The sequence below is a fragment of the Escherichia sp. WS547 genome, from assembly GCF_046486065.1.
Classification (GTDB): domain Bacteria; phylum Pseudomonadota; class Gammaproteobacteria; order Enterobacterales; family Enterobacteriaceae; genus Escherichia; species Escherichia coli.
This window is the reverse complement of the sequence record NZ_JBJQMA010000015.1, coordinates 47148-72903: the sequence shown is the minus strand read 5'-3', so window position 1 is coordinate 72903 and position 25756 is coordinate 47148. Positions and strand designations below refer to the sequence as shown.

At 51.7% G+C, this 25756-nt stretch carries 24 protein-coding genes and 5 tRNA genes; 15 read left to right on the top strand and 14 right to left on the bottom strand.

Going from position 1 to position 25756, the window contains the following annotated elements; translation table 11 throughout:
- Positions 1-101: 101 nt before the first annotated feature.
- From mltB to luxS, 15 genes are all read left to right on the top strand, one after another.
- On the top strand, positions 102-1187 hold the full coding sequence (gene mltB / locus ACJHWK_RS14605; RefSeq protein WP_020234022.1) for a lytic murein transglycosylase B: 1086 nt from the start codon (positions 102-104) through the stop codon (positions 1185-1187).
- A gap of 144 nt (positions 1188-1331) precedes the next feature.
- Positions 1332-1829, top strand: coding sequence for a nicotinamide-nucleotide amidase (gene pncC, locus ACJHWK_RS14600; RefSeq protein WP_000132231.1), 498 nt, complete (start codon positions 1332-1334; stop codon positions 1827-1829).
- 79 nt (positions 1830-1908) lie between these two features.
- The gene (recA, locus tag ACJHWK_RS14595; RefSeq protein WP_000963143.1) at positions 1909-2970 is read left to right on the top strand and encodes a recombinase RecA; all 1062 of its coding nucleotides are present in this window, start codon (positions 1909-1911) and stop codon (positions 2968-2970) included.
- A gap of 68 nt (positions 2971-3038) precedes the next feature.
- Positions 3039-3539: a recombination regulator RecX gene (gene recX / locus ACJHWK_RS14590; RefSeq protein WP_000140506.1), complete on the top strand. Its 501-nt coding sequence runs from the start codon at positions 3039-3041 to the stop codon at positions 3537-3539.
- A gap of 128 nt (positions 3540-3667) precedes the next feature.
- Positions 3668-6298: an alanine--tRNA ligase gene (alaS, locus tag ACJHWK_RS14585; RefSeq protein ID WP_000047170.1), complete on the top strand. Its 2631-nt coding sequence runs from the start codon at positions 3668-3670 to the stop codon at positions 6296-6298.
- 234 nt (positions 6299-6532) lie between these two features.
- A complete protein-coding gene (gene csrA / locus ACJHWK_RS14580; protein ID WP_000906486.1) occupies positions 6533-6718 on the top strand; it encodes a carbon storage regulator CsrA in 186 nt (61 codons plus the stop codon).
- Positions 6719-7033: 315 nt separating this feature from the next.
- Positions 7034-7126: transfer RNA gene (locus ACJHWK_RS14575), tRNA-Ser, on the top strand.
- A 3-nt stretch (positions 7127-7129) separates the two neighbouring features.
- Positions 7130-7206 (top strand) — tRNA-Arg (locus ACJHWK_RS14570).
- 198 nt (positions 7207-7404) lie between these two features.
- Positions 7405-7481: transfer RNA gene (locus ACJHWK_RS14565), tRNA-Arg, on the top strand.
- Positions 7482-7543: 62 nt separating this feature from the next.
- A tRNA-Arg gene (locus ACJHWK_RS14560) sits at positions 7544-7620 on the top strand.
- A gap of 102 nt (positions 7621-7722) precedes the next feature.
- Positions 7723-7799 (top strand) — tRNA-Arg (locus ACJHWK_RS14555).
- A gap of 210 nt (positions 7800-8009) precedes the next feature.
- Entirely contained in the window at positions 8010-8576 is a 567-nt protein-coding gene (yqaB, locus tag ACJHWK_RS14550; protein WP_001521122.1) for a fructose-1-phosphate/6-phosphogluconate phosphatase, read from the top strand.
- Positions 8573-9001: a YqaA family protein gene (locus tag ACJHWK_RS14545; RefSeq protein ID WP_001287454.1), complete on the top strand. Its 429-nt coding sequence runs from the start codon at positions 8573-8575 to the stop codon at positions 8999-9001. Before yqaB ends, ACJHWK_RS14545 begins: the two co-directional genes overlap by 4 nt.
- 72 nt (positions 9002-9073) lie before the next feature.
- A complete protein-coding gene (gshA, locus tag ACJHWK_RS14540) occupies positions 9074-10630 on the top strand; it encodes a glutamate--cysteine ligase (RefSeq protein WP_001521120.1) in 1557 nt (518 codons plus the stop codon).
- A 149-nt stretch (positions 10631-10779) separates the two neighbouring features.
- Positions 10780-11295, top strand: coding sequence for an S-ribosylhomocysteine lyase (luxS, locus tag ACJHWK_RS14535; protein WP_001130211.1), 516 nt, complete (start codon positions 10780-10782; stop codon positions 11293-11295).
- 63 nt (positions 11296-11358) lie between these two features.
- Here the strand turns inward: luxS and emrB are convergent, their stop codons facing one another.
- The 14 genes from emrB to ACJHWK_RS14465 all read right to left on the bottom strand — a co-directional run bounded on the left by emrB (position 11359) and on the right by ACJHWK_RS14465 (position 25638).
- The gene (gene emrB, locus ACJHWK_RS14530; protein ID WP_001295176.1) at positions 11359-12897 is read right to left on the bottom strand and encodes a multidrug efflux MFS transporter permease subunit EmrB; all 1539 of its coding nucleotides are present in this window, start codon (positions 12895-12897) and stop codon (positions 11359-11361) included.
- A 16-nt stretch (positions 12898-12913) separates the two neighbouring features.
- On the bottom strand, positions 12914-14086 hold the full coding sequence (gene emrA / locus ACJHWK_RS14525) for a multidrug efflux MFS transporter periplasmic adaptor subunit EmrA (protein ID WP_001295175.1): 1173 nt from the start codon (positions 14084-14086) through the stop codon (positions 12914-12916).
- 126 nt (positions 14087-14212) lie between these two features.
- The gene (emrR, locus tag ACJHWK_RS14520) at positions 14213-14743 is read right to left on the bottom strand and encodes a multidrug efflux transporter EmrAB transcriptional repressor EmrR (RefSeq protein WP_000378442.1); all 531 of its coding nucleotides are present in this window, start codon (positions 14741-14743) and stop codon (positions 14213-14215) included.
- 90 nt (positions 14744-14833) lie between these two features.
- Positions 14834-15169 (bottom strand): L-valine transporter subunit YgaH, encoded by a 336-nt coding sequence (gene ygaH, locus ACJHWK_RS14515; RefSeq protein WP_000119745.1) that lies wholly within the window; start codon positions 15167-15169, stop codon positions 14834-14836.
- Entirely contained in the window at positions 15159-15896 is a 738-nt protein-coding gene (gene ygaZ, locus ACJHWK_RS14510) for an L-valine exporter subunit YgaZ (protein ID WP_000445658.1), read from the bottom strand. The genes ygaH and ygaZ overlap by 11 nt, the downstream gene beginning before the upstream one ends.
- 123 nt (positions 15897-16019) lie before the next feature.
- A complete protein-coding gene (locus ACJHWK_RS14505; RefSeq protein WP_000165699.1) occupies positions 16020-17204 on the bottom strand; it encodes an MFS transporter in 1185 nt (394 codons plus the stop codon).
- Between the two features lie 452 nt (positions 17205-17656).
- Complete coding sequence (proX, locus tag ACJHWK_RS14500; RefSeq protein ID WP_001216531.1) at positions 17657-18649, bottom strand: glycine betaine/L-proline ABC transporter substrate-binding protein ProX; 993 nt, start codon at positions 18647-18649, stop codon at positions 17657-17659.
- A 57-nt stretch (positions 18650-18706) separates the two neighbouring features.
- Positions 18707-19771, bottom strand: a complete 1065-nt coding sequence (gene proW, locus ACJHWK_RS14495) for a glycine betaine/L-proline ABC transporter permease ProW (protein ID WP_410234864.1) — start codon at positions 19769-19771, stop codon at positions 18707-18709.
- Complete coding sequence (gene proV / locus ACJHWK_RS14490) at positions 19764-20966, bottom strand: glycine betaine/L-proline ABC transporter ATP-binding protein ProV (protein ID WP_000985494.1); 1203 nt, start codon at positions 20964-20966, stop codon at positions 19764-19766. Before proV ends, proW begins: the two co-directional genes overlap by 8 nt.
- A 356-nt stretch (positions 20967-21322) precedes the next feature.
- A complete protein-coding gene (gene nrdF / locus ACJHWK_RS14485; protein ID WP_001521117.1) occupies positions 21323-22282 on the bottom strand; it encodes a class 1b ribonucleoside-diphosphate reductase subunit beta in 960 nt (319 codons plus the stop codon).
- 9 nt (positions 22283-22291) lie between these two features.
- A complete protein-coding gene (gene nrdE / locus ACJHWK_RS14480) occupies positions 22292-24436 on the bottom strand; it encodes a class 1b ribonucleoside-diphosphate reductase subunit alpha (RefSeq protein WP_020233016.1) in 2145 nt (714 codons plus the stop codon).
- Positions 24418-24819, bottom strand: a complete 402-nt coding sequence (nrdI, locus tag ACJHWK_RS14475) for a class Ib ribonucleoside-diphosphate reductase assembly flavoprotein NrdI (RefSeq protein WP_001521113.1) — start codon at positions 24817-24819, stop codon at positions 24418-24420. The genes nrdE and nrdI overlap by 19 nt, the downstream gene beginning before the upstream one ends.
- Positions 24816-25061 carry a glutaredoxin-like protein NrdH gene (gene nrdH, locus ACJHWK_RS14470; RefSeq protein WP_001223227.1) on the bottom strand — a complete coding sequence of 82 codons (246 nt, stop codon included), beginning with the start codon at positions 25059-25061 and terminating at the stop codon, positions 24816-24818. The genes nrdI and nrdH overlap by 4 nt, the downstream gene beginning before the upstream one ends.
- 247 nt (positions 25062-25308) lie before the next feature.
- Complete coding sequence (locus ACJHWK_RS14465) at positions 25309-25638, bottom strand: DUF883 domain-containing protein (protein WP_001316582.1); 330 nt, start codon at positions 25636-25638, stop codon at positions 25309-25311.
- Between the last annotated feature and the right edge of the window lie 118 nt (positions 25639-25756).

Sequence of the window (25756 nt, the reverse complement as noted above, 5' to 3'; positions counted from 1 at the left end):
GTTATGTAAAGTCCGTATCGGGCAGTGACTACCGCTTCCTTGTGCGGGGCGTGATGCTTTACCATACTTGCCCTTGGTTGAATCTGTTAAATGGACCCCTCATGTTCAAGCGTCGTTATGTAACATTGCTTCCCCTTTTTGTGTTGCTTGCCGCCTGTAGCAGCAAGCCAAAACCTACTGAGACTGAAACGACCACCGGAACGCCGTCTGGCGGCTTCCTGCTTGAGCCGCAGCACAATGTGATGCAGATGGGCGGTGACTTCGCCAATAACCCGAATGCCCAGCAGTTCATCGACAAAATGGTGAACAAACACGGTTTCGATCGTCAGCAGTTGCAGGAAATTCTCTCTCAGGCGAAACGTCTGGATTCGGTACTGCGGCTGATGGATAACCAGGCACCAACCACATCGGTGAAACCGCCATCAGGTCCGAACGGCGCATGGCTGCGTTATCGCAAAAAATTTATTACGCCGGACAACGTGCAGAATGGTGTGGTTTTCTGGAATCAGTATGAAGATGCGTTGAATCGCGCGTGGCAGGTGTATGGCGTACCGCCGGAAATTATCGTCGGGATTATCGGCGTTGAAACCCGCTGGGGGCGCGTGATGGGGAAAACCCGTATCCTCGATGCGCTGGCAACGCTGTCATTTAACTACCCACGCCGCGCGGAGTATTTCTCTGGCGAGCTGGAAACTTTCCTGCTGATGGCGCGCGATGAGCAGGACGATCCGCTCAATCTGAAAGGTTCCTTTGCCGGGGCGATGGGCTACGGACAGTTTATGCCGTCGTCTTACAAACAATATGCGGTAGATTTCAGCGGCGACGGGCATATCAACCTGTGGGATCCGGTTGATGCGATCGGTAGCGTGGCGAACTATTTCAAAGCGCACGGCTGGGTGAAAGGCGATCAGGTCGCGGTAATGGCAAACGGTCAGGCTCCAGGCTTGCCAAATGGCTTCAAAACCAAGTACAGCATTTCGCAGCTTACCGCGGCAGGTTTAACGCCACAGCAGCCGCTGGGCAACCATCAACAAGCCAGCCTGCTGCGTCTGGATGTTGGAACAGGTTACCAGTACTGGTACGGTCTGCCGAACTTCTACACCATTACCCGTTATAACCACAGCACCCATTACGCAATGGCGGTCTGGCAGTTAGGACAAGCCGTGGCGCTGGCGCGCGTGCAGTAACTATTTGCAAGAGGGGAGCGTGAGCTTCCCTCTGGCTAATCAGCTTTTTTCTGAATCCTCCTCGTAAAATTGCAACGCCAACACCATCTTCCTGACGAAAGTGCTATCTTGTCCGGCATAAATTTTTGACTGACAGAGGTTGTGATGACTGACAGTGAACTGATGCAGTTAAGCGAACAGGTTGGGCAGGCGCTGAAAGCCCGTGGCGCAACCGTAACAACTGCTGAGTCTTGTACCGGTGGTTGGGTAGCGAAAGTGATTACCGATATTGCCGGCAGTTCCGCCTGGTTTGAACGCGGATTTGTCACCTACAGTAACGAAGCGAAAGCGCAAATGATCGGTGTACGCGAAGAGACGCTGGCGCAGCATGGCGCGGTGAGCGAACCTGTCGTGGTGGAAATGGCGATAGGCGCACTGAAAGCGGCTCGTGCTGATTATGCTGTGTCTATTAGTGGTATCGCCGGGCCGGATGGCGGCAGTGAAGAGAAGCCTGTCGGCACCGTCTGGTTTGCTTTTGCCACCGCCCGCGGCGAAGGTATTACCCGGCGGGAATGCTTCAGCGGTGACCGTGATGCGGTGCGTCGTCAGGCTACTGCGTATGCATTGCAGACCTTGTGGCAACAATTTCTACAAAACACTTGATACTGTATGAGCATACAGTATAATTGCTTCAACAGAACATATTGACTATCCGGTATTACCCGGCATGACAGGAGTAAAAATGGCTATCGACGAAAACAAACAGAAAGCGTTGGCGGCAGCACTGGGCCAGATTGAGAAACAATTTGGTAAAGGCTCCATCATGCGCCTGGGTGAAGACCGTTCCATGGATGTGGAAACCATCTCTACCGGTTCGCTTTCACTGGATATCGCGCTTGGGGCAGGTGGTCTGCCGATGGGCCGTATCGTCGAAATCTACGGACCGGAATCTTCCGGTAAAACCACGCTGACGTTGCAGGTGATCGCCGCAGCGCAGCGTGAAGGTAAAACCTGTGCGTTTATCGATGCTGAACACGCGCTGGACCCAATCTATGCACGTAAACTGGGCGTCGATATCGACAACCTGCTGTGCTCCCAGCCGGACACTGGCGAGCAGGCACTGGAAATCTGTGACGCCCTGGCGCGTTCTGGTGCAGTAGACGTTATCGTCGTTGACTCCGTGGCGGCACTGACGCCGAAAGCGGAAATCGAAGGCGAAATCGGCGACTCTCACATGGGCCTTGCGGCACGTATGATGAGCCAGGCGATGCGTAAGCTGGCGGGTAACCTGAAGCAGTCCAACACGCTGCTGATCTTCATCAACCAGATCCGTATGAAAATTGGTGTGATGTTCGGTAACCCGGAAACCACTACCGGTGGTAACGCGCTGAAATTCTACGCCTCTGTTCGTCTCGACATCCGTCGTATCGGCGCGGTGAAAGAGGGCGAAAACGTGGTGGGTAGCGAAACCCGTGTGAAAGTGGTGAAGAACAAAATCGCTGCTCCGTTTAAACAGGCTGAATTCCAGATCCTCTACGGCGAAGGTATCAACTTCTATGGCGAACTGGTTGATCTGGGCGTGAAAGAGAAGCTGATCGAGAAAGCAGGTGCGTGGTACAGCTACAAAGGTGAGAAGATCGGTCAGGGTAAAGCGAATGCGACTGCCTGGCTGAAAGATAACCCGGAAACCGCGAAAGAGATCGAGAAGAAAGTACGTGAGTTGCTGCTGAGCAACCCGAACTCAACGCCGGATTTCTCTGTAGATGACAGCGAAGGCGTAGCAGAAACTAACGAAGATTTTTAATCGTCTTGTTTGATACACAAGGGTCGCATCTGCGGCCCTTTTGCTTTTTTAAGTTGTAAGGATATGCCATGACAGAATCAACGTCCCGTCGCCCGGCATATGCTCGCCTGTTGGATCGTGCGGTACGCATTCTGGCGGTGCGCGATCACAGTGAGCAAGAATTGCGACGTAAACTCGCGGCACCGATCATGGGCAAAAATGGCCCGGAAGAGATTGATGCCACGGCAGAAGATTACGAGCGCGTTATCGCCTGGTGCCATGAACATGGCTATCTCGATGACAGCCGATTTGTTGCGCGCTTTATCGCCAGCCGTAGCCGCAAAGGTTATGGACCTGCGCGTATTCGTCAGGAACTGAATCAGAAAGGTATTTCCCGCGAAGCGACAGAAAAAGCGATGCGTGAATGTGACATCGACTGGTGCGCACTGGCGCGCGATCAGGCGACGCGAAAATATGGCGAACCTTTGCCAACTGTCTTTTCAGAAAAAGTTAAGATCCAGCGTTTTCTGCTCTATCGTGGCTATCTGATGGAAGATATCCAGGATATTTGGCGAAATTTTGCCGACTGAACGCATACGGGATTTTACTTCCCAGTCAAGAAAACTTATCTTATTCCCACTTTTCAGTTACCAGCCCGGCGGTTAACGACACGCAACGGCTGGTAGCGATATTTCGTTAGCTTGATTTCAGGATAATTATGAGCAAGAGCACCGCTGAGATCCGTCAGGCGTTTCTCGACTTTTTCCATAGTAAGGGACATCAGGTAGTTGCCAGCAGCTCCCTGGTACCCCATAACGACCCAACTTTGTTGTTTACCAACGCCGGGATGAACCAGTTCAAGGATGTGTTCCTTGGGCTCGACAAGCGTAATTATTCCCGCGCTACCACTTCCCAACGCTGCGTGCGTGCGGGTGGTAAACACAACGACCTGGAAAACGTCGGTTACACCGCGCGTCACCATACCTTCTTCGAAATGCTGGGCAACTTCAGCTTCGGCGACTATTTCAAACACGATGCCATTCAGTTTGCATGGGAACTGCTGACCAGTGAAAAATGGTTTGCCCTGCCGAAAGAGCGTCTGTGGGTTACCGTCTATGAAAGCGACGACGAAGCCTACGAAATCTGGGAAAAAGAAGTAGGGATCCCGCGCGAACGTATTATTCGCATCGGCGATAACAAAGGTGCGCCATACGCATCTGACAACTTCTGGCAGATGGGTGACACTGGTCCGTGCGGCCCGTGCACCGAAATCTTCTACGATCACGGCGACCACATTTGGGGTGGCCCTCCGGGAAGTCCGGAAGAAGATGGCGACCGCTACATTGAGATCTGGAACATCGTCTTCATGCAGTTCAACCGCCAGGCAGATGGCACGATGGAACCGCTGCCGAAGCCGTCTGTAGATACCGGTATGGGTCTGGAGCGTATTGCTGCGGTGCTGCAACACGTTAACTCTAACTATGACATCGACCTGTTCCGTACGCTGATCCAGGCGGTAGCGAAAGTCACTGGCGCGACCGATTTGAGCAACAAATCGCTGCGTGTAATCGCTGACCACATTCGTTCTTGTGCGTTCCTGATCGCGGATGGCGTAATGCCGTCCAATGAAAACCGTGGTTATGTACTGCGTCGTATCATTCGTCGCGCAGTGCGTCACGGTAATATGCTCGGCGCGAAAGAAACCTTCTTCTACAAACTGGTTGGTCCGCTGATCGACGTTATGGGCTCTGCGGGTGAAGACCTGAAACGCCAGCAGGCGCAGGTTGAGCAGGTGCTGAAGACTGAAGAAGAGCAGTTTGCCCGTACTCTGGAGCGCGGTCTGGCGCTGCTGGATGAAGAGCTGGCAAAACTTTCTGGTGATACGCTGGATGGCGAAACGGCTTTCCGTCTGTACGACACCTATGGCTTCCCGGTTGACCTGACGGCTGATGTTTGTCGTGAGCGCAACATCAAAGTTGACGAAGCTGGTTTCGAAGCAGCAATGGAAGAGCAGCGTCGTCGCGCGCGCGAAGCCAGCGGCTTTGGTGCCGATTACAACGCAATGATCCGTGTTGACAGCGCATCTGAATTTAAAGGCTATGACCATCTGGAACTGAACGGCAAAGTGACCGCGCTGTTTGTTGATGGTAAAGCGGTTGATGCCATCAATGCAGGCCAGGAAGCTGTGGTCGTGCTGGATCAAACGCCATTCTATGCGGAATCCGGCGGTCAGGTTGGTGATAAAGGCGAACTGAAAGGCGCTAACTTCTCCTTTGCGGTGGAAGATACGCAGAAATACGGCCAGGCGATTGGTCACATCGGTAAACTTGCTGCGGGTTCTCTGAAAGTGGGCGACGCGGTGCAGGCTGATGTTGATGAAGCTCGTCGCGCCCGTATTCGTCTGAATCACTCCGCAACGCACCTGATGCACGCTGCGCTGCGCCAGGTTCTGGGTACTCATGTATCGCAGAAAGGTTCACTGGTTAACGACAAAGTGCTGCGCTTCGACTTCTCACACAACGAAGCGATGAAACCAGAAGAGATTCGTGCGGTCGAAGACCTGGTGAACGCACAGATTCGCCGTAACTTGCCGATCGAAACCAACATCATGGATCTCGAAGCGGCGAAAGCGAAAGGTGCGATGGCGCTGTTCGGCGAGAAGTATGATGAGCGCGTACGCGTGCTGAGCATGGGCGATTTCTCCACCGAGCTGTGTGGCGGTACTCACGCCAGCCGCACCGGTGATATTGGTCTGTTCCGCATCATCTCTGAATCGGGTACTGCTGCAGGCGTTCGTCGTATCGAAGCGGTAACCGGAGAAGGCGCTATCGCCACCGTTCATGCAGACAGCGATCGCTTAAGCGAAGTCGCGCATCTGCTGAAAGGCGATAGCAATAATCTGGCTGATAAAGTGCGCTCAGTACTGGAACGTACGCGTCAGTTAGAAAAAGAACTACAACAGCTTAAAGAACAAGCTGCCGCACAGGAGAGCGCAAATCTTTCCAGTAAGGCAATTGATGTTAATGGTGTTAAGCTGTTGGTTAGCGAGCTTAGCGGTGTTGAGCCGAAAATGTTGCGTACCATGGTTGACGATTTAAAAAATCAGCTGGGGTCGACAATTATCGTGCTGGCAACGGTAGCCGAAGGTAAGGTTTCTCTGATTGCAGGCGTATCTAAGGACGTCACAGATCGTGTGAAAGCAGGGGAACTGATTGGTATGGTCGCTCAGCAGGTGGGCGGCAAGGGTGGTGGACGTCCTGACATGGCGCAAGCCGGTGGTACGGATGCTGCGGCCTTACCTGCAGCGTTAGCCAGTGTGAAAGGCTGGGTCAGCGCGAAATTGCAATAATATAAGCGTCAGGCAATGCCGTGGACTCGCTTCACGGCATTCGCATTAACGCTATCGACAACGATAAAGTCAGGTTGAAGTTGTGTATATCGGCTAAACTTAGGTTTAACAGAATGTAATGCCATGACTGCTTACATGTAATGTGTTTGTCATTGCTTACTTTTTGGCGTTATATGATGGATAATGCCGGGATACAGAGAGACCCGACTCTTTTAATCTTTCAAGGAGCAAAGAATGCTGATTCTGACTCGTCGAGTTGGTGAGACCCTCATGATTGGGGATGAGGTCACCGTGACAGTTTTAGGGGTAAAGGGCAACCAGGTACGTATTGGCGTAAATGCCCCGAAGGAAGTTTCTGTTCACCGTGAAGAGATCTACCAGCGTATCCAGGCTGAAAAATCCCAGCAGTCCAGTTACTAATCTTTCCGCGTCTCATCTTTATCGGTGAGACGCACCCTCAAAATCTCTCCTTCACTCTATAGTCTTTTCGCTTTACTCCCGTTCATTCAACTTAAGTCTCCATTTTTTTGCATTACTGCTATCTGTCAGACCTCCGTTTTTCTGTTGATAAAACACTCTTTTTGACGTTTTTACAGACTAATTGAGCGTGAAGTGTGCAAACGATAAAAGTGTGGGAAAAATTGTTTGACTTATAAGTCTCAGAAAGTAATATGTGCGCCACGCAGCGACGATGAGCGATAAACAAGTTCTTCGAAGCACTCGTAAGAGGCGTGTGGTGAGGTGGCCGAGAGGCTGAAGGCGCTCCCCTGCTAAGGGAGTATGCGGTCAAAAGCTGCATCCGGGGTTCGAATCCCCGCCTCACCGCCATTTGCATCCGTAGCTCAGCTGGATAGAGTACTCGGCTACGAACCGAGCGGTCGGAGGTTCGAATCCTCCCGGATGCACCATATTCTACGTACTTTCAGCGATGAAGGTATGGAAGAGGTGGCGGTAATAACCGCAGGCACCAGGGAGGATAACGTTGCTTTAGCAACGGCCCGAAGGGCGAGCCGCAAGGCGAGTAATCCTCCCGGATGCACCATCTCTTACTTGATACGGCTTTAGTAGCGGTATCAAAAAATCTGCAGTAAAGTAAGTTTCCCGATGCATCCGTAGCTCAGCTGGATAGAGTACTCGGCTACGAACCGAGCGGTCGGAGGTTCGAATCCTCCCGGATGCACCATCTCTTACTTGATATGGCTTTAGCAGCGGTATCAATATCAGCAGTAAAATAAATTTCCCGATGCATCCGTAGCTCAGCTGGATAGAGTACTCGGCTACGAACCGAGCGGTCGGAGGTTCGAATCCTCCCGGATGCACCATATTCTCCGTAATCATCAGTGATGATGGTTAAGATGGATTTTCTTATTTGATATGGCTTTAGTAGCGGTATCAATATCAGCAGTAAAATAAGTTTTCCCGATGCATCCGTAGCTCAGCTGGATAGAGTACTCGGCTACGAACCGAGCGGTCGGAGGTTCGAATCCTCCCGGATGCACCATATTCTCCGTAATCTTCAGCAATGAAGGTATCGAAGAGGTAGCGGTACTAACCGCAGGCACCATCTTCTCCCACAAATTTCCTTCAAAAATATCTCATTTCTAAATAACTACTTTATCCATTTCCTGAATTTTCTTCTCCTTCGCCATCAGCGACAAAATCAAGCAATTACGCTAAAGTAGCGTCATATTTTTCGACTTGCGAGAAGACCATGTACGAGCGTTATGCAGGTTTAATTTTTGATATGGATGGCACCATCCTGGATACCGAGCCTACGCACCGTAAAGCGTGGCGCGAAGTATTAGGGCACTACGGTCTTCAGTACGATGTTCAGGCGATGATTGCGCTTAATGGCTCGCCCACCTGGCGTATTGCTCAGGCGATTATTGAGCTGAATCAGGCCGATCTCGACCCGCATGCGTTAGCGCGTGAAAAAACAGAAGCAGTAAGAAGTATGCTGCTGGATAGTGTCGAGCCGCTTCCTCTTGTTGAAGTGGTGAAAAGCTGGCATGGTCGTCGCCCAATGGCTGTAGGAACGGGGAGTGAAAGCGCCATCGCTGAGGCATTGCTGGCGCACCTGGGATTACGCCGTTATTTTGACGCCGTCGTCGCTGCTGATCACGTCAAACACCATAAACCCGCGCCAGACACATTTTTGTTGTGCGCGCAGCGTATGGGCGTGCAACCGACACAGTGTGTGGTCTTTGAAGATGCCGATTTCGGTATTCTGGCGGCCCGTGCAGCAGGCATGGACGCTGTGGATGTTCGCTTGCTGTGAGTGAAGCGTTATCGCTTTTCTCGTTGTTTGCCAGTAGTTTTCTCAGCGCTACACTATTACCCGGCAACTCCGAAGTCGTGCTGGTGGCAATGTTGCTTTCCGGGATCAGTCATCCCTGGGTTTTAGTTTTAACAGCAACAATGGGTAATAGCCTTGGAGGGTTAACTAACGTTATCCTTGGGCGTTTCTTTCCATTGCGTAAAACATCGCGCTGGCAAGAGAAAGCTACCGGCTGGCTGAAACGCTATGGTGCAGTCACGCTATTATTAAGCTGGATGCCCGTGGTTGGCGATTTACTGTGTCTGTTAGCGGGATGGATGCGCATCTCCTGGGGGCCGGTAATCTTTTTTTTGTGCCTTGGTAAAGCGTTACGCTATGTTGCAGTTGCAGCAGCGACCGTTCAGGGCATGATGTGGTGGCACTAATTGTAGGCCTGCACATATGGTCACCATTACAGTTATGCTAATTAAAACGATTTTGACAGGCGGGAGGTCAATTTGATCCCGGACGTATCACAGGCGCTGGCCTGGCTGGAAAAACATCCTCAGGCGTTAAAGGGGATACAGCGTGGGCTGGAGCGCGAAACTTTGCGTGTTAATGCTGATGGCAGACTGGCAACAACAGGTCATCCTGAAGCATTAGGTTCCGCACTGACGCACAAATGGATTACTACCGATTTTGCGGAAGCATTACTGGAATTCATTACACCAGTGGATGGTGATATTGAACATATGCTGACCTTTATGCGCGATCTGCATCGTTATACGGCGCGCAATATGGGCGATGAGCGGATGTGGCCGTTAAGTATGCCATGCTACATCGCAGAAGGTCAGGACATCGAACTGGCACAGTACGGCACTTCTAACACCGGACGCTTTAAAACGCTGTACCGTGAAGGGCTGAAAAATCGCTACGGCGCGCTGATGCAAACCATTTCCGGCGTGCACTACAATTTCTCTTTGCCAATGGCATTCTGGCAAGCGAAGTGTGGTGATATCGCGGGCGCTGATGCCAAAGAGAAAATTTCTGCGGGCTATTTCCGCGTTATCCGCAATTACTATCGTTTCGGTTGGGTCATTCCTTATCTGTTTGGCGCGTCTCCGGCGATTTGTTCTTCTTTCCTGCAAGGAAAACCAACGTCGCTGCCGTTTGAGAAAACCGAGTGCGGTATGTATTACCTGCCGTATGCGACCTCTCTTCGTTTGAGCGATCTTGGCTATACCAACAAATCGCAAAGCAATCTTGGTATTACCTTCAACGATCTTTACGAGTACGTAGCGGGCCTTAAACAGGCAATCAAAACGCCATCGGAAGAGTACGCGAAGATTGGTATTGAGAAAGACGGTAAGCGGCTGCAAATCAACAGCAATGTGCTGCAGATTGAAAACGAACTGTACGCGCCGATTCGTCCAAAACGCGTTACCCGCAGTGGTGAGTCGCCTTCTGATGCGCTGTTACGTGGCGGCATTGAATATATTGAAGTGCGTTCGCTGGACATCAACCCATTCTCGCCGATTGGTGTAGATGAACAGCAGGTGCGATTCCTCGACCTGTTTATGGTCTGGTGTGCGCTGGCTGATGCACCGGAAATGAGCAGTCGCGAACTTGCCTGTACACGCGTTAACTGGAACCGGGTGATCCTCGAAGGTCGCAAACCGGGCCTGACGCTGGGTATCGGCTGCGAAACCGCGCAGTTCCCGTTACCGCAGGTGGGTAAAGATCTGTTCCGCGATCTGAAACGCGTTGCGCAAACGCTGGATAGCATTAACGGCGGCGAAGCGTATCAGAAAGTGTGTGATGAACTGGTCGCCTGCTTCGATAATCCCGATCTGACTTTCTCTGCCCGTATCTTAAGGTCTATGATTGATACTGGTATTGGCGGAACAGGCAAAGCGTTTGCTGAAGCGTACCGTAATCTGCTGCGTGAAGAGCCGTTGGAAATTCTGCGCGAAGAGGATTTTGTAGCCGAGCGCGAGGCGTCTGAACGCCGTCAGCAGGAAATGGAAGCCGCTGATACCGAACCGTTTGCGGTGTGGCTGGAAAAACACGCCTGACAGAAAAGAAAAAGGCCACTCGTGAGTGGCCAAAATTTCATCTCTGAATTCAGGGATGATGATAACAAATGCGCGTCTTTCATATACTCAGACTCGCCTGGGAAGAAAGAGTTCAGAAAATTTTTAAAAAAATTACCGGAGGTGGCTAAATGCCGTTGTTAGATAGCTTCACAGTCGATCATACCCGGATGGAAGCGCCTGCAGTTCGGGTGGCGAAAACAATGAACACCCCGCATGGCGACGCAATCACCGTGTTCGATCTGCGCTTCTGCGTGCCGAACAAAGAAGTGATGCCAGAAAGAGGGATCCATACCCTGGAGCACCTGTTTGCTGGTTTTATGCGTAACCATCTTAACGGTAATGGTGTAGAGATTATCGATATCTCGCCAATGGGCTGCCGCACCGGTTTTTATATGAGTCTGATTGGTACGCCAGATGAGCAGCGTGTCGCTGATGCCTGGAAAGCGGCAATGGAAGACGTGCTGAAAGTGCAGGATCAGAATCAGATCCCGGAACTGAACGTCTACCAGTGTGGCACTTACCAGATGCACTCGTTGCAGGAAGCACAGGATATTGCGCGTAGCATTCTGGAACGTGACGTACGCATCAACAGCAACGAAGAACTGGCGCTGCCGAAAGAGAAGTTGCAGGAACTGCACATCTAGTCAGTAAACTATCTTCACAATTAATTGAAAAAAGCCAGTTCAAATGAACTGGCTTAGTTGTACTTAGTGCGCACCACCTCCGCCGCCACCTGCGCCAAATGGCGGTTTAGCAAACCACACCAGCCCCAGCAAGACGAGGAATATCCCGGCTGACATCCAGAAGATCTCATTGGCGGAAATAATCAGCCCCTGATTGGTGATCTGCTGGGCAATCCAGCCTGATGCCTGCTGTTGCGTCATCCCAAGCCCTTCCAGTTGACTGTACATCGCCTGGGCATTCGGGTTGAACGGGTTTACCGACTCAGTCAACTGCGCATGGTGCATCGACTCGCGGTTGGTCCACATGGTTGTGGTTATCGACGTGCCGATAGACCCCGCCAGCGTTCGCGTAAAGTTGGAGAGGCTCGATGCTGCCGCCAGTCGTTCCGGTGGCAAACCAGACAGCGTAATGGTGGTCAGCGGCATAAAGAAGCAGGCCACCGCAAAACCCTGGATAAACTGCGGCCAGGCCGACGCGCCAAAATCCATACCTGGTTCAAAGGTATAGGCACGCCAGTAGAAGCAGACGGCATACATAATAAAGCTGAAGGTTACCAGCCGCCGCATATCCAGTTTATGCGCGAAGCGGCCGATAATCGGCGACAGGATCACCGGAATAATTCCTACCGGCGCAGAGGCTAGACCTGCCCACGTTGCCGTGTAACCGTAGACCTCCTGCAACAACTGCGGCAGCAGAACAATCGCGCCGAAGTAGAGCATATACGCGAGGCTGATACACAAGCAGCCGATGGTGAAGTTGCGCGACTTAAACAACGACAGATCGACTATCGGGTTATCGTCGGTCAGCTCCCAGACAATCAGGAAGCAGATAGCCACCACTGCCACCACGGTAAGGATGATAATTTCCTGTGATGAGAACCAGTCCAGCTCTTTACCGCGGTCGAGCATAATCTGCAGGCTGCCTATACCAATAACCAGCAGTGCCAGCCCCACGGCATCAATCCGCCGCCGTTCGGTGCGGGTTTCGCGTCCGCGCAGGGTTTGCAGTGTCATCAACACCACCGCCACGCCAATTGGCACGTTGATGAAGAATATCCAGCCCCAGTGGTAATTATCGCTGATATAACCGCCGAGGATCGGGCCGCAAATTGGCGCGACAATCACCGTCATTGACCACAACGCCAGCGCGATCGAGCGTTTGGCTGGCGGGTAGTTATTCAGCAATAGACTTTGCGAAAGCGGGATCAACGGTCCGGCGACAATCCCCTGAATCACGCGGAAGAAGATCAGCATATTCAGGCTGCTGGAGACACCACACGCCCACGACGCAATAGCAAAGGCGATGGTTGACCAGAGGAACAGTTTCACTTCCCCGACGCGCTTTGCCAGCCAGCCGGTAAGCGGGATCGAGATGGCATTCGCCACCCCGAAAGAAGTGATTACCCACGTTCCCTGGCTGAGCGATGAGCCCAGATTCCCGGCGATAGTGGGGATCGCCACGTTAGCAATGGTGGAGTCCAGCACCTGCATGAATGTCGCCAGTGACAGCGCAATCGTCATAATGACCAGTTGCGCGCCTTCCAGCGGTTTTTGCTGTTGCATCACACGCACCTCTGGATTAGCCAGCGTTAGCTTTTACGATATCGTCGATCAGTTTATTGACAGGTGCCAGGCTGATTTCACGCGCGGTGCTTACCGCTACCGGTGTGGAACGTACTTTATTTGCCAGTACCTGACCGTCACGGTTAGTGGTATTGACGCTCACCAGCGTGGACAAACCGATACGCAGCGGGTATTGCTCGAGCTGTTTCTGGTCCAGTTCAATACGAACAGGCAGACGCTGAACGACTTTGATCCAGTTACCAGTCGCATTTTGCGCCGGAAGCAGTGAGAACGCGCTACCTGTCCCCATATCCAGACCAACCACTTTACCGGTGTATTTCACATCATCGCCGTAAATATCGGTGGTGATGGTGACCGGCTGACCGATGCGCATATTGGCAATCTGCGTCTCTTTAAAGTTGGCATCCACCCACATATTGGTGGCTGGAACGACCGCCATCAGCGGCGTCGTTGGGCTAATTTGTGCCCCAGGCTGTACCGCGCGGCGGGAGACATAACCGGTCATCGGACTGACAATACGAGTACGCTCCAGCGCCAGCCAGGCGTTACGTACTTCGGTGGCAGCCTGTTGCACGGCAGGCTGATCTTCCAGTTTAGTCCCCAGAATCATCGCCTGATTGGCATTGTATTGTTGAATCGCGACGTCCAGTTGTGCCTGGGCACTGGTAACGGCGTCGCGGGCGTGTTGCAGCTCTTCGCGACCAATCAGGTTGGCATTGCCCAGCGGCACACGGCGGTTGTAGTCGCTTTGTGCTTTCGCGAGTGCGATTTTTTGCACCTCAATATTCGCCTGCAACTGTTTGCTGTTAATCATCAGCTGGTGGGTTTGGCGAACGCTGGAAGCCAGTGCAGTTTTGGCTTTTTCAAACGCCTGGCGAGCATCTGTCGGGTCGAGGGTGACCAGCACATCGCCTTCTTTTACAAAGTCGGTGTTATCGGCCCAGACTTTCGTCACGCTGCCAGACACCTGAGACATAATTTGAATCTGATTCCCTGCCACGTATGCGTCATCGGTTTCTTCGAAATGACGCAGTACCAAAAACCAATAAATCCCTATCGCTACGGCAATAATTATAAAGAGCAAGGTGAGAAGGAGGAGCAGACGCTTACGTTTGCCGCTCTTCTTTACCGGTTGCTGCGGGGTTTGAGTCTCCGCATTTGCGCTCATATTGTTCTCCACGATCTTCTTAACTCATCGGCTGAGCCGACCTGCTTGCCAAAAAGGCCAGCATGTTGCGATGCTGGCCAGTCATTTTTTCTTTTATAAATCTGGATTTTTGAGCGAGATGACGCGTTAGCTCATCGCTTCGAGAACCACACCGTCTTGTTCCATCTGGTCGAGACGGGAGAGCAATTTGCGGGTGATTTGCTCGAGCTGATCTTTTTCTGTTGTGCTGAGCGCGGACCAGAGTTGATGCAGGCAGTTATGCTGCGGTGGTAAAACCTCGCGCAAAAACTCGTGACCTTTTTCCGTTAATTGCAGATGCAGGCAGCGGCGATCGTTATCGCTTTCACGACGTTCAATCCAACCGCGTTTTTCCAGTTCATCGGCAATACGCGTCGCGTTGGTACGGGATGATCCAAGAGCACAACTCAATTCAGAAGGCTGAATACTGTGGTTTTCCTGAGACTCCAGCGTAATCAACGCCATAAACAACGTCTCGTTAATCCCCTGAGCCTTCAGCATTTTATTGCGGTTCTCCAGCAGCTTGCTTTGCATGTGCATGCAAAGACGGGTCAGAAGGATCTCCTGATAAGGAAAATCTTCGTGGCGGCTGGCGCGAAATTTTAGCATTTGTTCAATGGGCGTAAACGAACTATCCATTTGGGTATGACCTCATTAATTTCAGCCGATATAGTAACGACAGTGACAAATAAAGTAAATGTATTGTTTTAGAAAAATGATTCTTGTGGGTTATATAATCGCCATCACTTTCCAGGCGAGCCCGTAGGCCAGCGCACTAAGCAGTGTTGGGATGATAATGCTGCGTGTTTTATAGAAACTGGCACCCAGTACCGCGAAGCCGACCAGCGTGGGCACGAAACGGCGTGTATCGTGCATCACTTCTGGTGCGGTAGAGACAACCAGCAGAGCGCATATCGAGGCGATGCCAATGGTGTCGAGCAATATGCCTATCGCGCCACGTTTGGTTGGGCGGGCATTACCCACACGCAGGCGCAGCGGCAAATAGCGGAAGCAATAATTCGCCGCGCCAACCAGTAACCCAAGCAGCAGAACCTCATAGCTCATCGGGCGCTCCTTGCCAGAATGCCTGGATTAACGCAGTGAGGCAGCCACAGACAATGCCTGCCAGAATGGCGACGGGAATAGAAAATAGCGTTACGCCTGCAAGGGCACCAACTAACGCTGCGGTAACGCAAAGAGATTGTTTGCGCTGGAAAGAGGCGAGCAGGAAACTCATAAAGAGTGCCGGAAGCATAAAACCTAATGCTGCTTCAACGGCGGGATATCCTTGCAGCAAGCCGCTGCCGGAGAATGCCCCTATTACCGTACCAAATACCCACGATGACCATGAACTGAAGGCAATGCCGATCATCCAGTTCTCGCTCCAGCGGCGATTATTGCGTACCAGTTTTGCGGTTGCGGCGGCAAAAACCTCATCCGTCAGGCCAAATGCCCACAGGGCGGTTTTCGATTTTTGCAGACGCTGAATAATACGGCTACGCAGTGACGGGCCATACAAAACATGGCGAACATCCATTGCCATGACGGTCAGTGCAGCAACCCACAAACTACTCCCGGCTGCCAGCATCGCGGTAATGACGAACTGGCTCGCGCCTGCATAAATGATGCAGGAGAAAAAAACGCTTTCGAGAGGAGAGAATCCCAGACGGGTCGCATTCAGACCGAACGCAAAGGCCACCGGAATATAACTAATAACAATCGGTAAACTGTCTTTGCATCCTTCCATGAAGGTCGCCGAACCAGGAGCAGGCTGTGGAGTAGGGCTTTCCATAGAGTGTACGCTTAACGATTGTTAATATTATAAATAGACTGAATGAATATCTTAACCTTATCAGACTGATGGGCTTCTTAACACCCTTATAAGTGTAAAGCCACGAAAACGGTTGCTGATTGCTTAATTTGCGGCTTCCTGACGATGAAAACCTCGCCACCAGACCAGTAAGTTAACCAGGGCAATCGTCGCGCCAGCCAGACAAACGCCAGCCCAACCGCCATGTTGCCAGGCTGAGGCTGAAATTAGCGAACCGGCGGCACCGCCAATAAAGTAGCTGGTCATGTAACCTGCGGTCAGGCGATTACGCGCATCAGGGTGTATTCGATAAATTACCGTCTGGTTAGTGATATGCACGCCCTGCACGGTGAGATCCAGCACCAGGATGCCGATAATCAAGGCCAGTACGGAAGTGTGGCCAAACCAGATCGCCAGCCATGAAAGTAATAGCAGCAGCAGACCGAAAGTAGTGGTGTGGTGCGATTTACCCTTATCGGCAAAACCGCCCGCCGGACGAGCACCCAACGCTCCGGCAGCTCCCGCAAGTCCAAACAGACCAATTACACCATCGCTGTAGTTAAAAGGTGGAGCGGCAAGCAAAAAGGCCATTGAGGTCCAGAGAATGCTGAAGTTGGCAAAGGTCAGGCAGCCCAGCAACGCACGGGTGCGCAGGATCTTATCGCTGATAAACATGCTGAAAACGGAACCCAACAACTGTGGGTAGTTGAGGTGGGTTTCTGATTTCATTTGTGGCAGACCACGCCATAATGCCAGCGCCATCAGTGCCATTAACACCGAGGCAACCCAAAAGACGGTGCGCCAGCCGCCGAGGTTTGCCAGCAACCCGGCAACGGTTCGTGCCAGCAAGATCCCCAACAGCAGCCCGCTCATAATGGTGCCGACCACTTTGCCGCGTTTATCCGGTGAAGCCAGCGTCGCTGCCAGCGGAACCAGAATTTGTGCCACGACTGAGAATAAACCGGTTAATGCCGTACCGAGGATCATCATCGCCAGTGACTGACTGCTGGCAGTGATTAACATACCGCCCGCTGCCAGTAAGGTCATCGAGACAATCAGGCGGCGGCGTTCAAACATATCACCGAGGGGAACAAGAAACAGCAGACCTGCGGCATAGCCCAACTGCGCGGCGGTAACAATAAAGCCCGCCGAACTGGCGGAAAGGGAAAAGTTACGCGCAATGGTGTCGAGCAATGGCTGGGCGTAATAGTTGCTGGCGACCGCCAGACCGGTGGCGATAGACATCAGTACGATCAGTGCCGGGCTAAGCTCATGATTAGGTTTAGTCATTATTTTTGTTCATCAGGTGATGATTAAGCTGGAAATCAATAATAGCGGATGTTGATGAATATGGGGCGAAAGATAGATTGTTAAAATGTGCGGGTAATGGGGAGAGGGTATTTGAAGGTGAAATATGCCACTAAGGCAAATGTTACGTTCACTTCCAGATTATAGCTACTTTGTCACTATTTTGCTGGTGAACGTGCCAGGGTGGCTCAGTCGCCACCACCCTGGCGACCCAAACTTTTGGCACAAAATCGCCGCTACGCGGTACATTCGACTTATTTCTTACGGCTATCGGGTACGGGCGCGAGGTAACATCCCTGTAAGACGCGCCCTCGCCGCGCATCCCTGCGCGTCGCCCCGGCCTTCAGAAAACGTCTCATCGATTTTCAGCCGGATTAAAACCATCGCTGCAATTGTTTTACTCACATGAGCATTATCTGCGCGGTTATCAATATTTACTTCTGCGCTGCCAGCGCCTCATTCACCCAGCCATCGAACTGCTGCTGGTGGGCTTTGATCCAGCCATCAACGTGGCCCTGAATATCGCCTTCTGAGGCTTTGCCGTCATGCATAATGGCGTTCTGGGCGTTAATATCTGCCACTGGTAACTGCATAATGGCAAACAGTTTCGCTGCTGCCGGGTTTTTCTCGGCCCAGGCTTTGTTGGCAACGATATGCATGGTACTGACCGGGAAGCCGTAATTCGCGCCATTCGGCAGTTTGGTATCGGCATTTTTATCGCCCGGCAGTGCGGAGAACGGCACCTGCAACCAGACCACATCTTTCCCCGGTTTCAGTTCGTTACTCACCCAGTACGGCGTCCAGGTGTAGTAAAACACCGGCTTACCCTCTTTGTAACGACTGATGGTGTCAGCCATCATCGCTGCGTAGTTCCCCTGATTATGCGTCACGGTATTGGTCAGTCCATACGCGGCAAGCTGGTGGTTGATCGCACCTTCGCAGCCCCAGCCAGGGTTACAGCCAGTCAAATCCGCTTTACCGTCGCCGTTGGTATCGAACAGTTTGGCGATCTTCGGATCTTTCAGTTGCGCGATGTTGGTGATTTTGTACTGGTCGGCAGTTTTCTTATCGATCAGGTAACCCTGTGCCGCGCCGTTAACAAATACTCCTTCACGATAAAATTTCTTATCGCCACCGGCAGCTTCGTACATGTTGTCATGCAGCGGCGTCCAGTTCACGGCGGTGAAGGTTGCATCGCCGGAAGCAAGCGAGGTGTAGCCAACGTTGTAATCCACTTCGCTGGGTTTATTGACGGTATAACCTAATTTCTCCAGTGCACGACTGACCAGCAGCGTCTGGAAGGTTTCTTCAGTGATGGTGCTCTGAACTGGATTAACAGTAATGCCTTTGCCCGGCAGATCGGCAGCAAAAGTTTGTGTAGAGATAAGCGTGGCAAACGCTGTCGCAAAAAGTACGCTATGTCGCATTGTTATTCCTTTTTTTGGCAGGGTGATAATGCCCGGCGTCACCGGGCAAGTGCAGAGTTACTTAATGAATGGGCGGGTCAGCAAACCAATAGGGCCAGTGGTGTACCAGCGACGGTTGCCGCGACTGCGTGAGTCGCGCCCAACGGCCTGCGTCAGGCGGTCGAGGATAATGGCGAGGATCACAATCCCGACGCCGCCAACGGTGGCAAGCCCCATATCCAGACGACCGATACCGCGAAGTACCATCTGACCCAGCCCGCCGACTGCAATCATCGAGGCGATGACCACCATAGAAAGGGCCAGCATCAGCGTCTGGTTAACGCCCGCCATAATGGTCGGCATCGCCAGCGGTAACTGAACTTTGAACAGCATCTGGCGCGGGCTGGCACCGAATGAGCGCGAGGCTTCAATCAGATCCGCCGGAACCTGGTTAATCCCCAGAATTGTCAGACGGATAATCGGCGGCAGAGCAAAGATGATCGTCACCACTACGCCCGGCACGTTACCGATACCAAACAGCATGACGATTGGTACCAGATAAACAAACGCTGGCGTGGTCTGCATGGCATCAAGCAGTGGACGAATAATTTTCGCCGCTCGTGGACTTCTCGCCAGCCAGATCCCCAACGGCAAACCGATGACGATACAGAACAGCAGGGCGGTTAGCACCAGCGCCAGAGTAACCATTGCCTGTGACCAGGCACCGATTGCGCCGATGGCAATCAGCGAAACCAGCGTCGCCACGCCCATTCCGACACCGGAAATTTGCCAGGCGATGAGAGCGAAAACGATAATCGCCACCGGAGCGGGCATACCCAGCAGCAATTGCTGGAAACCGTTGAGGATATAATCAACCGGAACGCGCACGCCCTGGAAGACGGGACGGAAATGGGTAACGACCCAGTCGATCCCTTCAGTGACCCAACTGTCGAGCGGGATCAGCGTTTTATGGAACGGATCGAGAATATTAAAATGCTCGACGTTTGGCGCAGGCGTACTGGTCAGCCAGTCAGCACCACCGCCGTCAGTCGGTGCAGCAGCCGGTGTACCCCAGGCGTCTGCGGACTGTGCGGCACTGTCCGCCGCTGGCGTGGTATCCCACGGATTATTTTGATCAGCCATTATTTACCCCCTCACGATCTAAAGCGCGCAGCAGCATTCCTTTCGAAATGATGCCGACATACTGTTGGTCCTCGTCGACCACGGGCACCGCACAGGGAGCCTGTCCGACATGAGAGAGCAACTCGCTAAGAGGCGTTTGCGCATCGACCGCTAATGGCGCATCAATCAGCGCCGCATCAAGACCTTGCTGCTGCGTTAACGCGGTTTTAAGCGAATCGATAGACACTGCGCCGACAAACTTATTACCGCGTTCGATGACGTAGCCATATTCGCGATCTTCATCCTGCAATAATTTCAGTGCCGAACGCGGGCCGAAGCCGGGGGTTTTACGGATTAAGCCGTTCGGTGTCCGGCGAGCAATATCTTTCGCACTGAATACCTGACTAATATCGACGCCACGGAAGAAGGTACGGACATAATCATTCGCCGGATTATTGAGAATTTCATCCGGTGTGCCGACCTGTACCACTTCACCATTTTGCATAATGGCAATTCGGTCGCCAATACGCATAGCTTCATCGAGATCGTGGGAAATAAAGACAATGGTGCGCTGATGTTTCGCCTGTAATTTTACCAGCTCATCCTGCATCTCGGTGCGAATTAATGGATCGAGTGCTGAGAAGGCTTCGTCCATTAATAATATATCCGGATTAATCGCTAACGCGCGGGCTAATCCCACACGTTGACGCATCCCGCCAGAGAGTTCATCCGGGTAGCTGTGGGCATAATTTTCCAGCCCGACCTGACGCAGTGCATCAAGGGCTTTTTCCCGGCGTTCTTCGGCATTAATTCCGGCCAATTCCATACCGAATGCAGTATTGTCCAGCACGGTCATATGCGGCATTAAGGCAAAGGACTGGAAGACCATCGCAATCTTTTTTCTGCGCACCTCACGGAGTTCGGCGTCGGATATTTTGGCAATATCCACACCATCAATCAGCACTTGCCCGCGGGTGGGTTCAATCAGGCGATTGAGAAGGCGTACCATTGTGGATTTACCCGAACCGGATAATCCCATGATGACAAATATCTCGCCTTCTTCAATGGCCAGACTGGCGTCTTTTACGCCAAGCGATAGCCCAGTTTTTTCCAGAATTTGTTCTTTTGAAAGTCCTTGTTCGATATATTTGAAAGCTCGCTGTGGATGCTCACCAAATATTTTATAAAGATTTTTAATTTCTAATTTAATTGCCATGCAATAGAAAGATTCCTGTTATTTGTTTATGTCGATACATTACCCAATGGAAATAGTCACTTTTTTCTACCCTAACATACTGAGAATCTGAGGCAACCCCTGATGGCAAATGTGGCATGAATATTGATGTGAGCAAATCGCCGGAATTTCCCATGATATAAGGGCTGAGAGCAAATCGAGAAAAGTTGATATTTTTTGTCAAAGATAGCGAAAAAACGCCTGAATATTGTGGTTTCAGGCGAATAATGCAACAGAGTGTCAGTGTAGATCACCACAAATTATTTGCGTGATAAAAAGCTATTTGGCGGGAATTATTTCCCTGCTGCGGGTAGTGATATTTTTGAAAAATAACACCCTCAGAAATTCCAGTCTTCATCTTCTGTTTCGACCGCTTTTCCCATCACATATGAAGAGCCTGAACCGGAAAAGAAATCGTGATTTTCATCGGCATTCGGCGAAAGCGCGGCGAGGATTGCCGGATTCACTTCCGCCATTTCTGCGGGAAATAACGGTTCGTAGCCCAGATTCATCAACGCCTTATTGGCGTTGTAACAGAGAAACGCTTTCACATCGTCAGCCCACGGGGTTTCGGCGTACAGCTCATCGGTGTATTGCAACTCGTTGTCATAAAGTTCCAGCAACAAATCGAAGGCGAAACTCTTCAACTCTTCACGTTGTGCCTGGGAGATCTTTTCCATGTTTTTCTGATATTTATAGCCGATGTAATAACCGTGGACTGCTTCATCGCGGATAATCAGACGGATCAGGTCTGCGGTATTGGTTAGCTTTCCGCGGCTGGAAAAATACATCGGCAGCCAGAAACCGGAATAGAACAAAAAAGATTCAAGAAACACACTGGCGATTTTCTTTTTCAGCGGATCATCCCCGCGATAATGTTGCTGAATAATCTGAGCTTTTCGCTGCAACGGTGCGTTTTCTTCACTCCAGGCGTAGGCGGCATCGACATCTTTGGTCTGGCACAGCGTCGAGAAAATCGAACTGTAAGAGCGGGCATGAACCGCTTCCATAAAGCTGATATTCGATAATACCGCTTCTTCATGAGGCGTGAGTGCATCGGGCAACAGCGAAGGCGCGCCGATAACATTTTGCAGCGTGTCGAGCAGCGTCAGGCCAGTAAAAACGCGCATCGTCAGTTGTTGTTCTACGACACTTAATGTCTGCCATGCAGGAATATCGTTCGACAGCGGCACCTTTTCTGGTAGCCAGAAATTGCTGGTCAGGCGATTCCACACCTCCAGATCTTTATCGTCAGATATCTTGTTCCAGTTGATGGCGCTGATACGAGAGAGTTTCATAGATATTCCTTAAAGTGCACACGAGACGCAGCCTTCAATTTCAGTGCCTTCCAGCGCCATCTGACGCAGGCGGATGTAATAGAGCGTTTTGATACCCTTGCGCCAGGCGTAAATCTGCGCTTTGTTGATATCGCGAGTGGTGGCGGTATCGGGGAAAAATAGCGTCAGCGACAGCCCCTGATCGACATGGCGAGTCGCTTCCGCGTAGGTGTCGATGATCTTTTCTGCGCCGATTTCGTAAGCGTCCTGATACAGCGCCAGATTTTCGTTAGTCATAAACGGGGCAGGGTAGTAAACGCGTCCTGTTTTGCCCTCTTTGCGTATCTCTACTTTCGCCACAATCGGATGAATACTCGACGTGGCATGGTTGATATAAGAGATGGAACCTGTTGGCGGCACCGCCTGGAGATTCTGGTTGTATATGCCATAGCGCATCACGTCGTCGCGCAGCTGCGCCCACATCTCACGGGTAGGTAACGTAATACCGCTACGGGCAAACAGTTCGCCAACTTTCGCCGTTTTCGGCTGCCAGTTCCCTTGCAGATATTGGCTGAAATATTCACCATTGGCATAGCGTGACTGTTTGAACCCGGCGAAGGTTTCACTGCGTTCGCGCGCCAGCAACATCGAGGTACGCAGTGCGTGCCAGGTGATGGTATAGAAATAGAGATTGGTGAAATCCAGTGCTTCCGGCGATCCATAAGCGATGCCTTCTCGCGCCAGATAACCGTGTAAATTCATCTGCCCCAGTCCGATGGCGTGCGAGGCGGCATTTCCGGCTTCGATGGACGGCACGCTGCGGATATGACTCATATCTGATACTGCCGTTAAACCGCGCACGGCAGTCTCTACCGTGCGGGCAAAGTCGGGGGAATCCATGGTGTGGGCAATATTCAACGAACCTAAATTGCAGGAAATATCATGGCCTGTGCGGGCATAGTCGAGATTCTCGTCATACTCTGAGGCGCTGTTAACCTGCAAAATTTCTGAGCAGAGATTGCTCATATTTATGCGCCCGGCGATAGGGTTAGCACGGTTAACCGTGTCTTCATACATGATGTAGGGATAGCCGGACTCAAACTGGATTTCTGCCAGTCGCTGGAAGAAATCACGGGCGTTGAGGTATTTTTTGCGGATGCGTTCATTGGCAACCAGTTCGGCATAGTGTTCACTGATGGCGATATCAGCAAACGGCTTGCCATAAACCCGCTCAACGTCATAAGGCGAAAACAGTGCCATCTGCGCATTCTCTTTTGCCAGATGGAAAGTGATATCCGGGATCACCACGCCCAGCGACAGTGTTTTAATGCGGATTTTCTCGTCGGCATTTTCCCGTTTCGTATCGAGAAAACGCAGAATATCGGGATGATGGGCATGTAAATAGACTGCGCCAGCACCCTGACGCGCGCCGAGCTGGTTGGCATAGGAAAATGCGTCTTCCAGCATTTTCATCACCGGAATCACGCCAGAAGATTGATTTTCAATACGTTTAATTGGCGCGCCCGCTTCCCGCAGATTCGACAGCAAAAATGCCACGCCGCCGCCGCGTTTCGACAGTTGCAGTGCGGAATTTACCGCCCGGCCAATCGACTCCATATTGTCTTCAATACGCAGTAGAAAACAGGAAACCAGTTCGCCGCGCTGCTGCTTACCGCAGTTGAGGAATGTCGGCGTGGCTGGCTGAAAGCGTCCTGACAGCATCTCATCAGTGAGCTGCGCCGCCAGTGTTTCATCGCCTTGTGCCAGCGTCAGCGCCACCATCGTGACGCGATCGGTAAAATCTTCCAGATAACGCTTACCGTCGAATGTCTTCAACGTATAGCTGGTGTAAAACTTCCATGCTCCGAGGAATGTCTGGAAACGAAACCCGCTGGCGTGCGCGTGGGCAAACAGCGTAATGACAAAATCGCGAGAGTAGCGATTAAGGACGCTTTCATCATAGTAACCTTCGTTAACCAGCCAGTTCAGGCGCTGCTGCTGGCTACTGAAGGCCACACTGTTCGGACGCACATGCGTCGTTATAAAGGCGTCTACTGCCTGGCGATCTTTATCGAACTGAATGCGACCTGCGCTATCGTAAAGGTTAAGCATCGCATTCAGAGCGTGATAATCCATCGTTTCCTGCGTCAGGCGTTCTACGGTTGTCGTTGCCAAAATTCGGTTACTCCTTTACGAACGTTTTCGATATCGCTTTGCGTACCCATGAGTTCAAAGCGGTACAGCCACGGCACGCCGCATTTCCGGGCAATCACATCTCCGGCGCGGCCATACGCCTCACCAAAGTTGCGATTACCCGAAGCAATAACGCCGCGCAGCAACACCCGGTTGTGCTCGTTGTTTAAAAAGCGAATGACCTGTCGTGGCACTGCGCCAGCCGTACCGCCGCCGCCGTAAGAGGGCACGATCAGGATGTAAGGCTCGTCTACCTGAATCCGTTCCCGCTCATTGAGCGGGATGCGCACCGCGGGCAGTCCTAAACGTTCGATAAAACGCTGCGTATTTTCGGAGCTACTGGAGAAGTAGACGAGCTGGCTCATGCACTGGCCGCGTGTGGTGCTGGATGCAGACGGTTGATCATGTCCGGGCGGAAGCCAGACCAGCTAAGATCGCCTGCAATCACAACCGGCAACTGACGAAAGCCCTGAGCACGCAGCGCTTCTGCCGCTTCAGGAACGCGATCGACATTAATCATTTCAAAATCAAAGCCCCGGTTTTCCATCGCCCGTTTGGTGGCGTGGCACTGAACGCAATCGTTACGAGTGTAAATAGTAATGCGCATGATTCGTATTTCCGTTTAAAATGAAGATACGGCGCGATGATACGCGTCGGGTTGTCTCTCTGTTGATACAGAGATACTAGATGTAGTTGAAAAAAGATTCAACCACACAATATATAGCAAATAGTGGTCGAAATTACCCTGGGTATGAGCGTGACGGGGTAGGGGGATTTTTGTGATTCACCAGGCAAAAAGAAACCCCGAAGCCAGGCTTCGGGGTCAAAGACGCGTATTTATTATCATTATTGCACTACGATTTGCGCATGCTTAACAGTGCGCCGATAAAAATACCTACCGCAGCTGCTGTACCCACGCTACACCAGGGTCTTTCACGAACAAAAGAATCCGCGCAGCCAACGGCATCGCGCGCGGCTTGCTGGACGCGAGTACGACCATGCATTCGCGCCCTGGTTTCTTTCAGTAGAGCCTGCGCTTTACCACGAGCGGCTTCGGCTTCCCCTTTGGCGTCGCTGCCCCAGGACTTCAATACAGATTCGAGACTGTCAGCTAATTGATTGACATCATTCTGGATATCCTGCACGCCATCATCAACGTCGTTGCGGTTCGGTCGGTTAAACATATGATCCCCCATTAGAATTCGATGTAATTTTCAGTGTAGACCATAATTTTCTTAACTGAGGTTCATCGCGGCTTTATGGACTTTTCTGAAAGCGTTGTGAATGCGCAATCAGGTAAGG

Excerpts from the sequence above, each read along its gene's own strand:
- pncC (WP_000132231.1), top strand. The coding sequence starts at position 1,332 with ATGACTGACAGTGAACTGATGCAGTTAAGCGAACAGGTTGGGCAGGCG.
- emrB (WP_001295176.1), bottom strand. The coding sequence starts at position 12,897 with ATGCAACAGCAAAAACCGCTGGAAGGCGCGCAACTGGTCATTATGACG.
- nrdI (WP_001521113.1), bottom strand. The coding sequence starts at position 24,819 with ATGAGCCAGCTCGTCTACTTCTCCAGTAGCTCCGAAAATACGCAGCGT.
- csrA (WP_000906486.1), top strand. The coding sequence starts at position 6,533 with ATGCTGATTCTGACTCGTCGAGTTGGTGAGACCCTCATGATTGGGGAT.
- nrdF (WP_001521117.1), bottom strand. The coding sequence starts at position 22,282 with ATGAAACTCTCTCGTATCAGCGCCATCAACTGGAACAAGATATCTGAC.
- recA (WP_000963143.1), top strand. The coding sequence starts at position 1,909 with ATGGCTATCGACGAAAACAAACAGAAAGCGTTGGCGGCAGCACTGGGC.
- ACJHWK_RS14465 (WP_001316582.1), bottom strand. The coding sequence starts at position 25,638 with ATGTTTAACCGACCGAACCGCAACGACGTTGATGATGGCGTGCAGGAT.
- ygaZ (WP_000445658.1), bottom strand. The coding sequence starts at position 15,896 with ATGGAAAGCCCTACTCCACAGCCTGCTCCTGGTTCGGCGACCTTCATG.
- proV (WP_000985494.1), bottom strand. The coding sequence starts at position 20,966 with ATGGCAATTAAATTAGAAATTAAAAATCTTTATAAAATATTTGGTGAG.
- mltB (WP_020234022.1), top strand. The coding sequence starts at position 102 with ATGTTCAAGCGTCGTTATGTAACATTGCTTCCCCTTTTTGTGTTGCTT.
- emrR (WP_000378442.1), bottom strand. The coding sequence starts at position 14,743 with ATGGATAGTTCGTTTACGCCCATTGAACAAATGCTAAAATTTCGCGCC.
- yqaB (WP_001521122.1), top strand. The coding sequence starts at position 8,010 with ATGTACGAGCGTTATGCAGGTTTAATTTTTGATATGGATGGCACCATC.
- recX (WP_000140506.1), top strand. The coding sequence starts at position 3,039 with ATGACAGAATCAACGTCCCGTCGCCCGGCATATGCTCGCCTGTTGGAT.
- proX (WP_001216531.1), bottom strand. The coding sequence starts at position 18,649 with ATGCGACATAGCGTACTTTTTGCGACAGCGTTTGCCACGCTTATCTCT.
- proW (WP_410234864.1), bottom strand. The coding sequence starts at position 19,771 with ATGGCTGATCAAAATAATCCGTGGGATACCACGCCAGCGGCGGACAGT.
- nrdH (WP_001223227.1), bottom strand. The coding sequence starts at position 25,061 with ATGCGCATTACTATTTACACTCGTAACGATTGCGTTCAGTGCCACGCC.
- ygaH (WP_000119745.1), bottom strand. The coding sequence starts at position 15,169 with ATGAGCTATGAGGTTCTGCTGCTTGGGTTACTGGTTGGCGCGGCGAAT.
- ACJHWK_RS14505 (WP_000165699.1), bottom strand. The coding sequence starts at position 17,204 with ATGACTAAACCTAATCATGAGCTTAGCCCGGCACTGATCGTACTGATG.
- luxS (WP_001130211.1), top strand. The coding sequence starts at position 10,780 with ATGCCGTTGTTAGATAGCTTCACAGTCGATCATACCCGGATGGAAGCG.
- emrA (WP_001295175.1), bottom strand. The coding sequence starts at position 14,086 with ATGAGCGCAAATGCGGAGACTCAAACCCCGCAGCAACCGGTAAAGAAG.
- alaS (WP_000047170.1), top strand. The coding sequence starts at position 3,668 with ATGAGCAAGAGCACCGCTGAGATCCGTCAGGCGTTTCTCGACTTTTTC.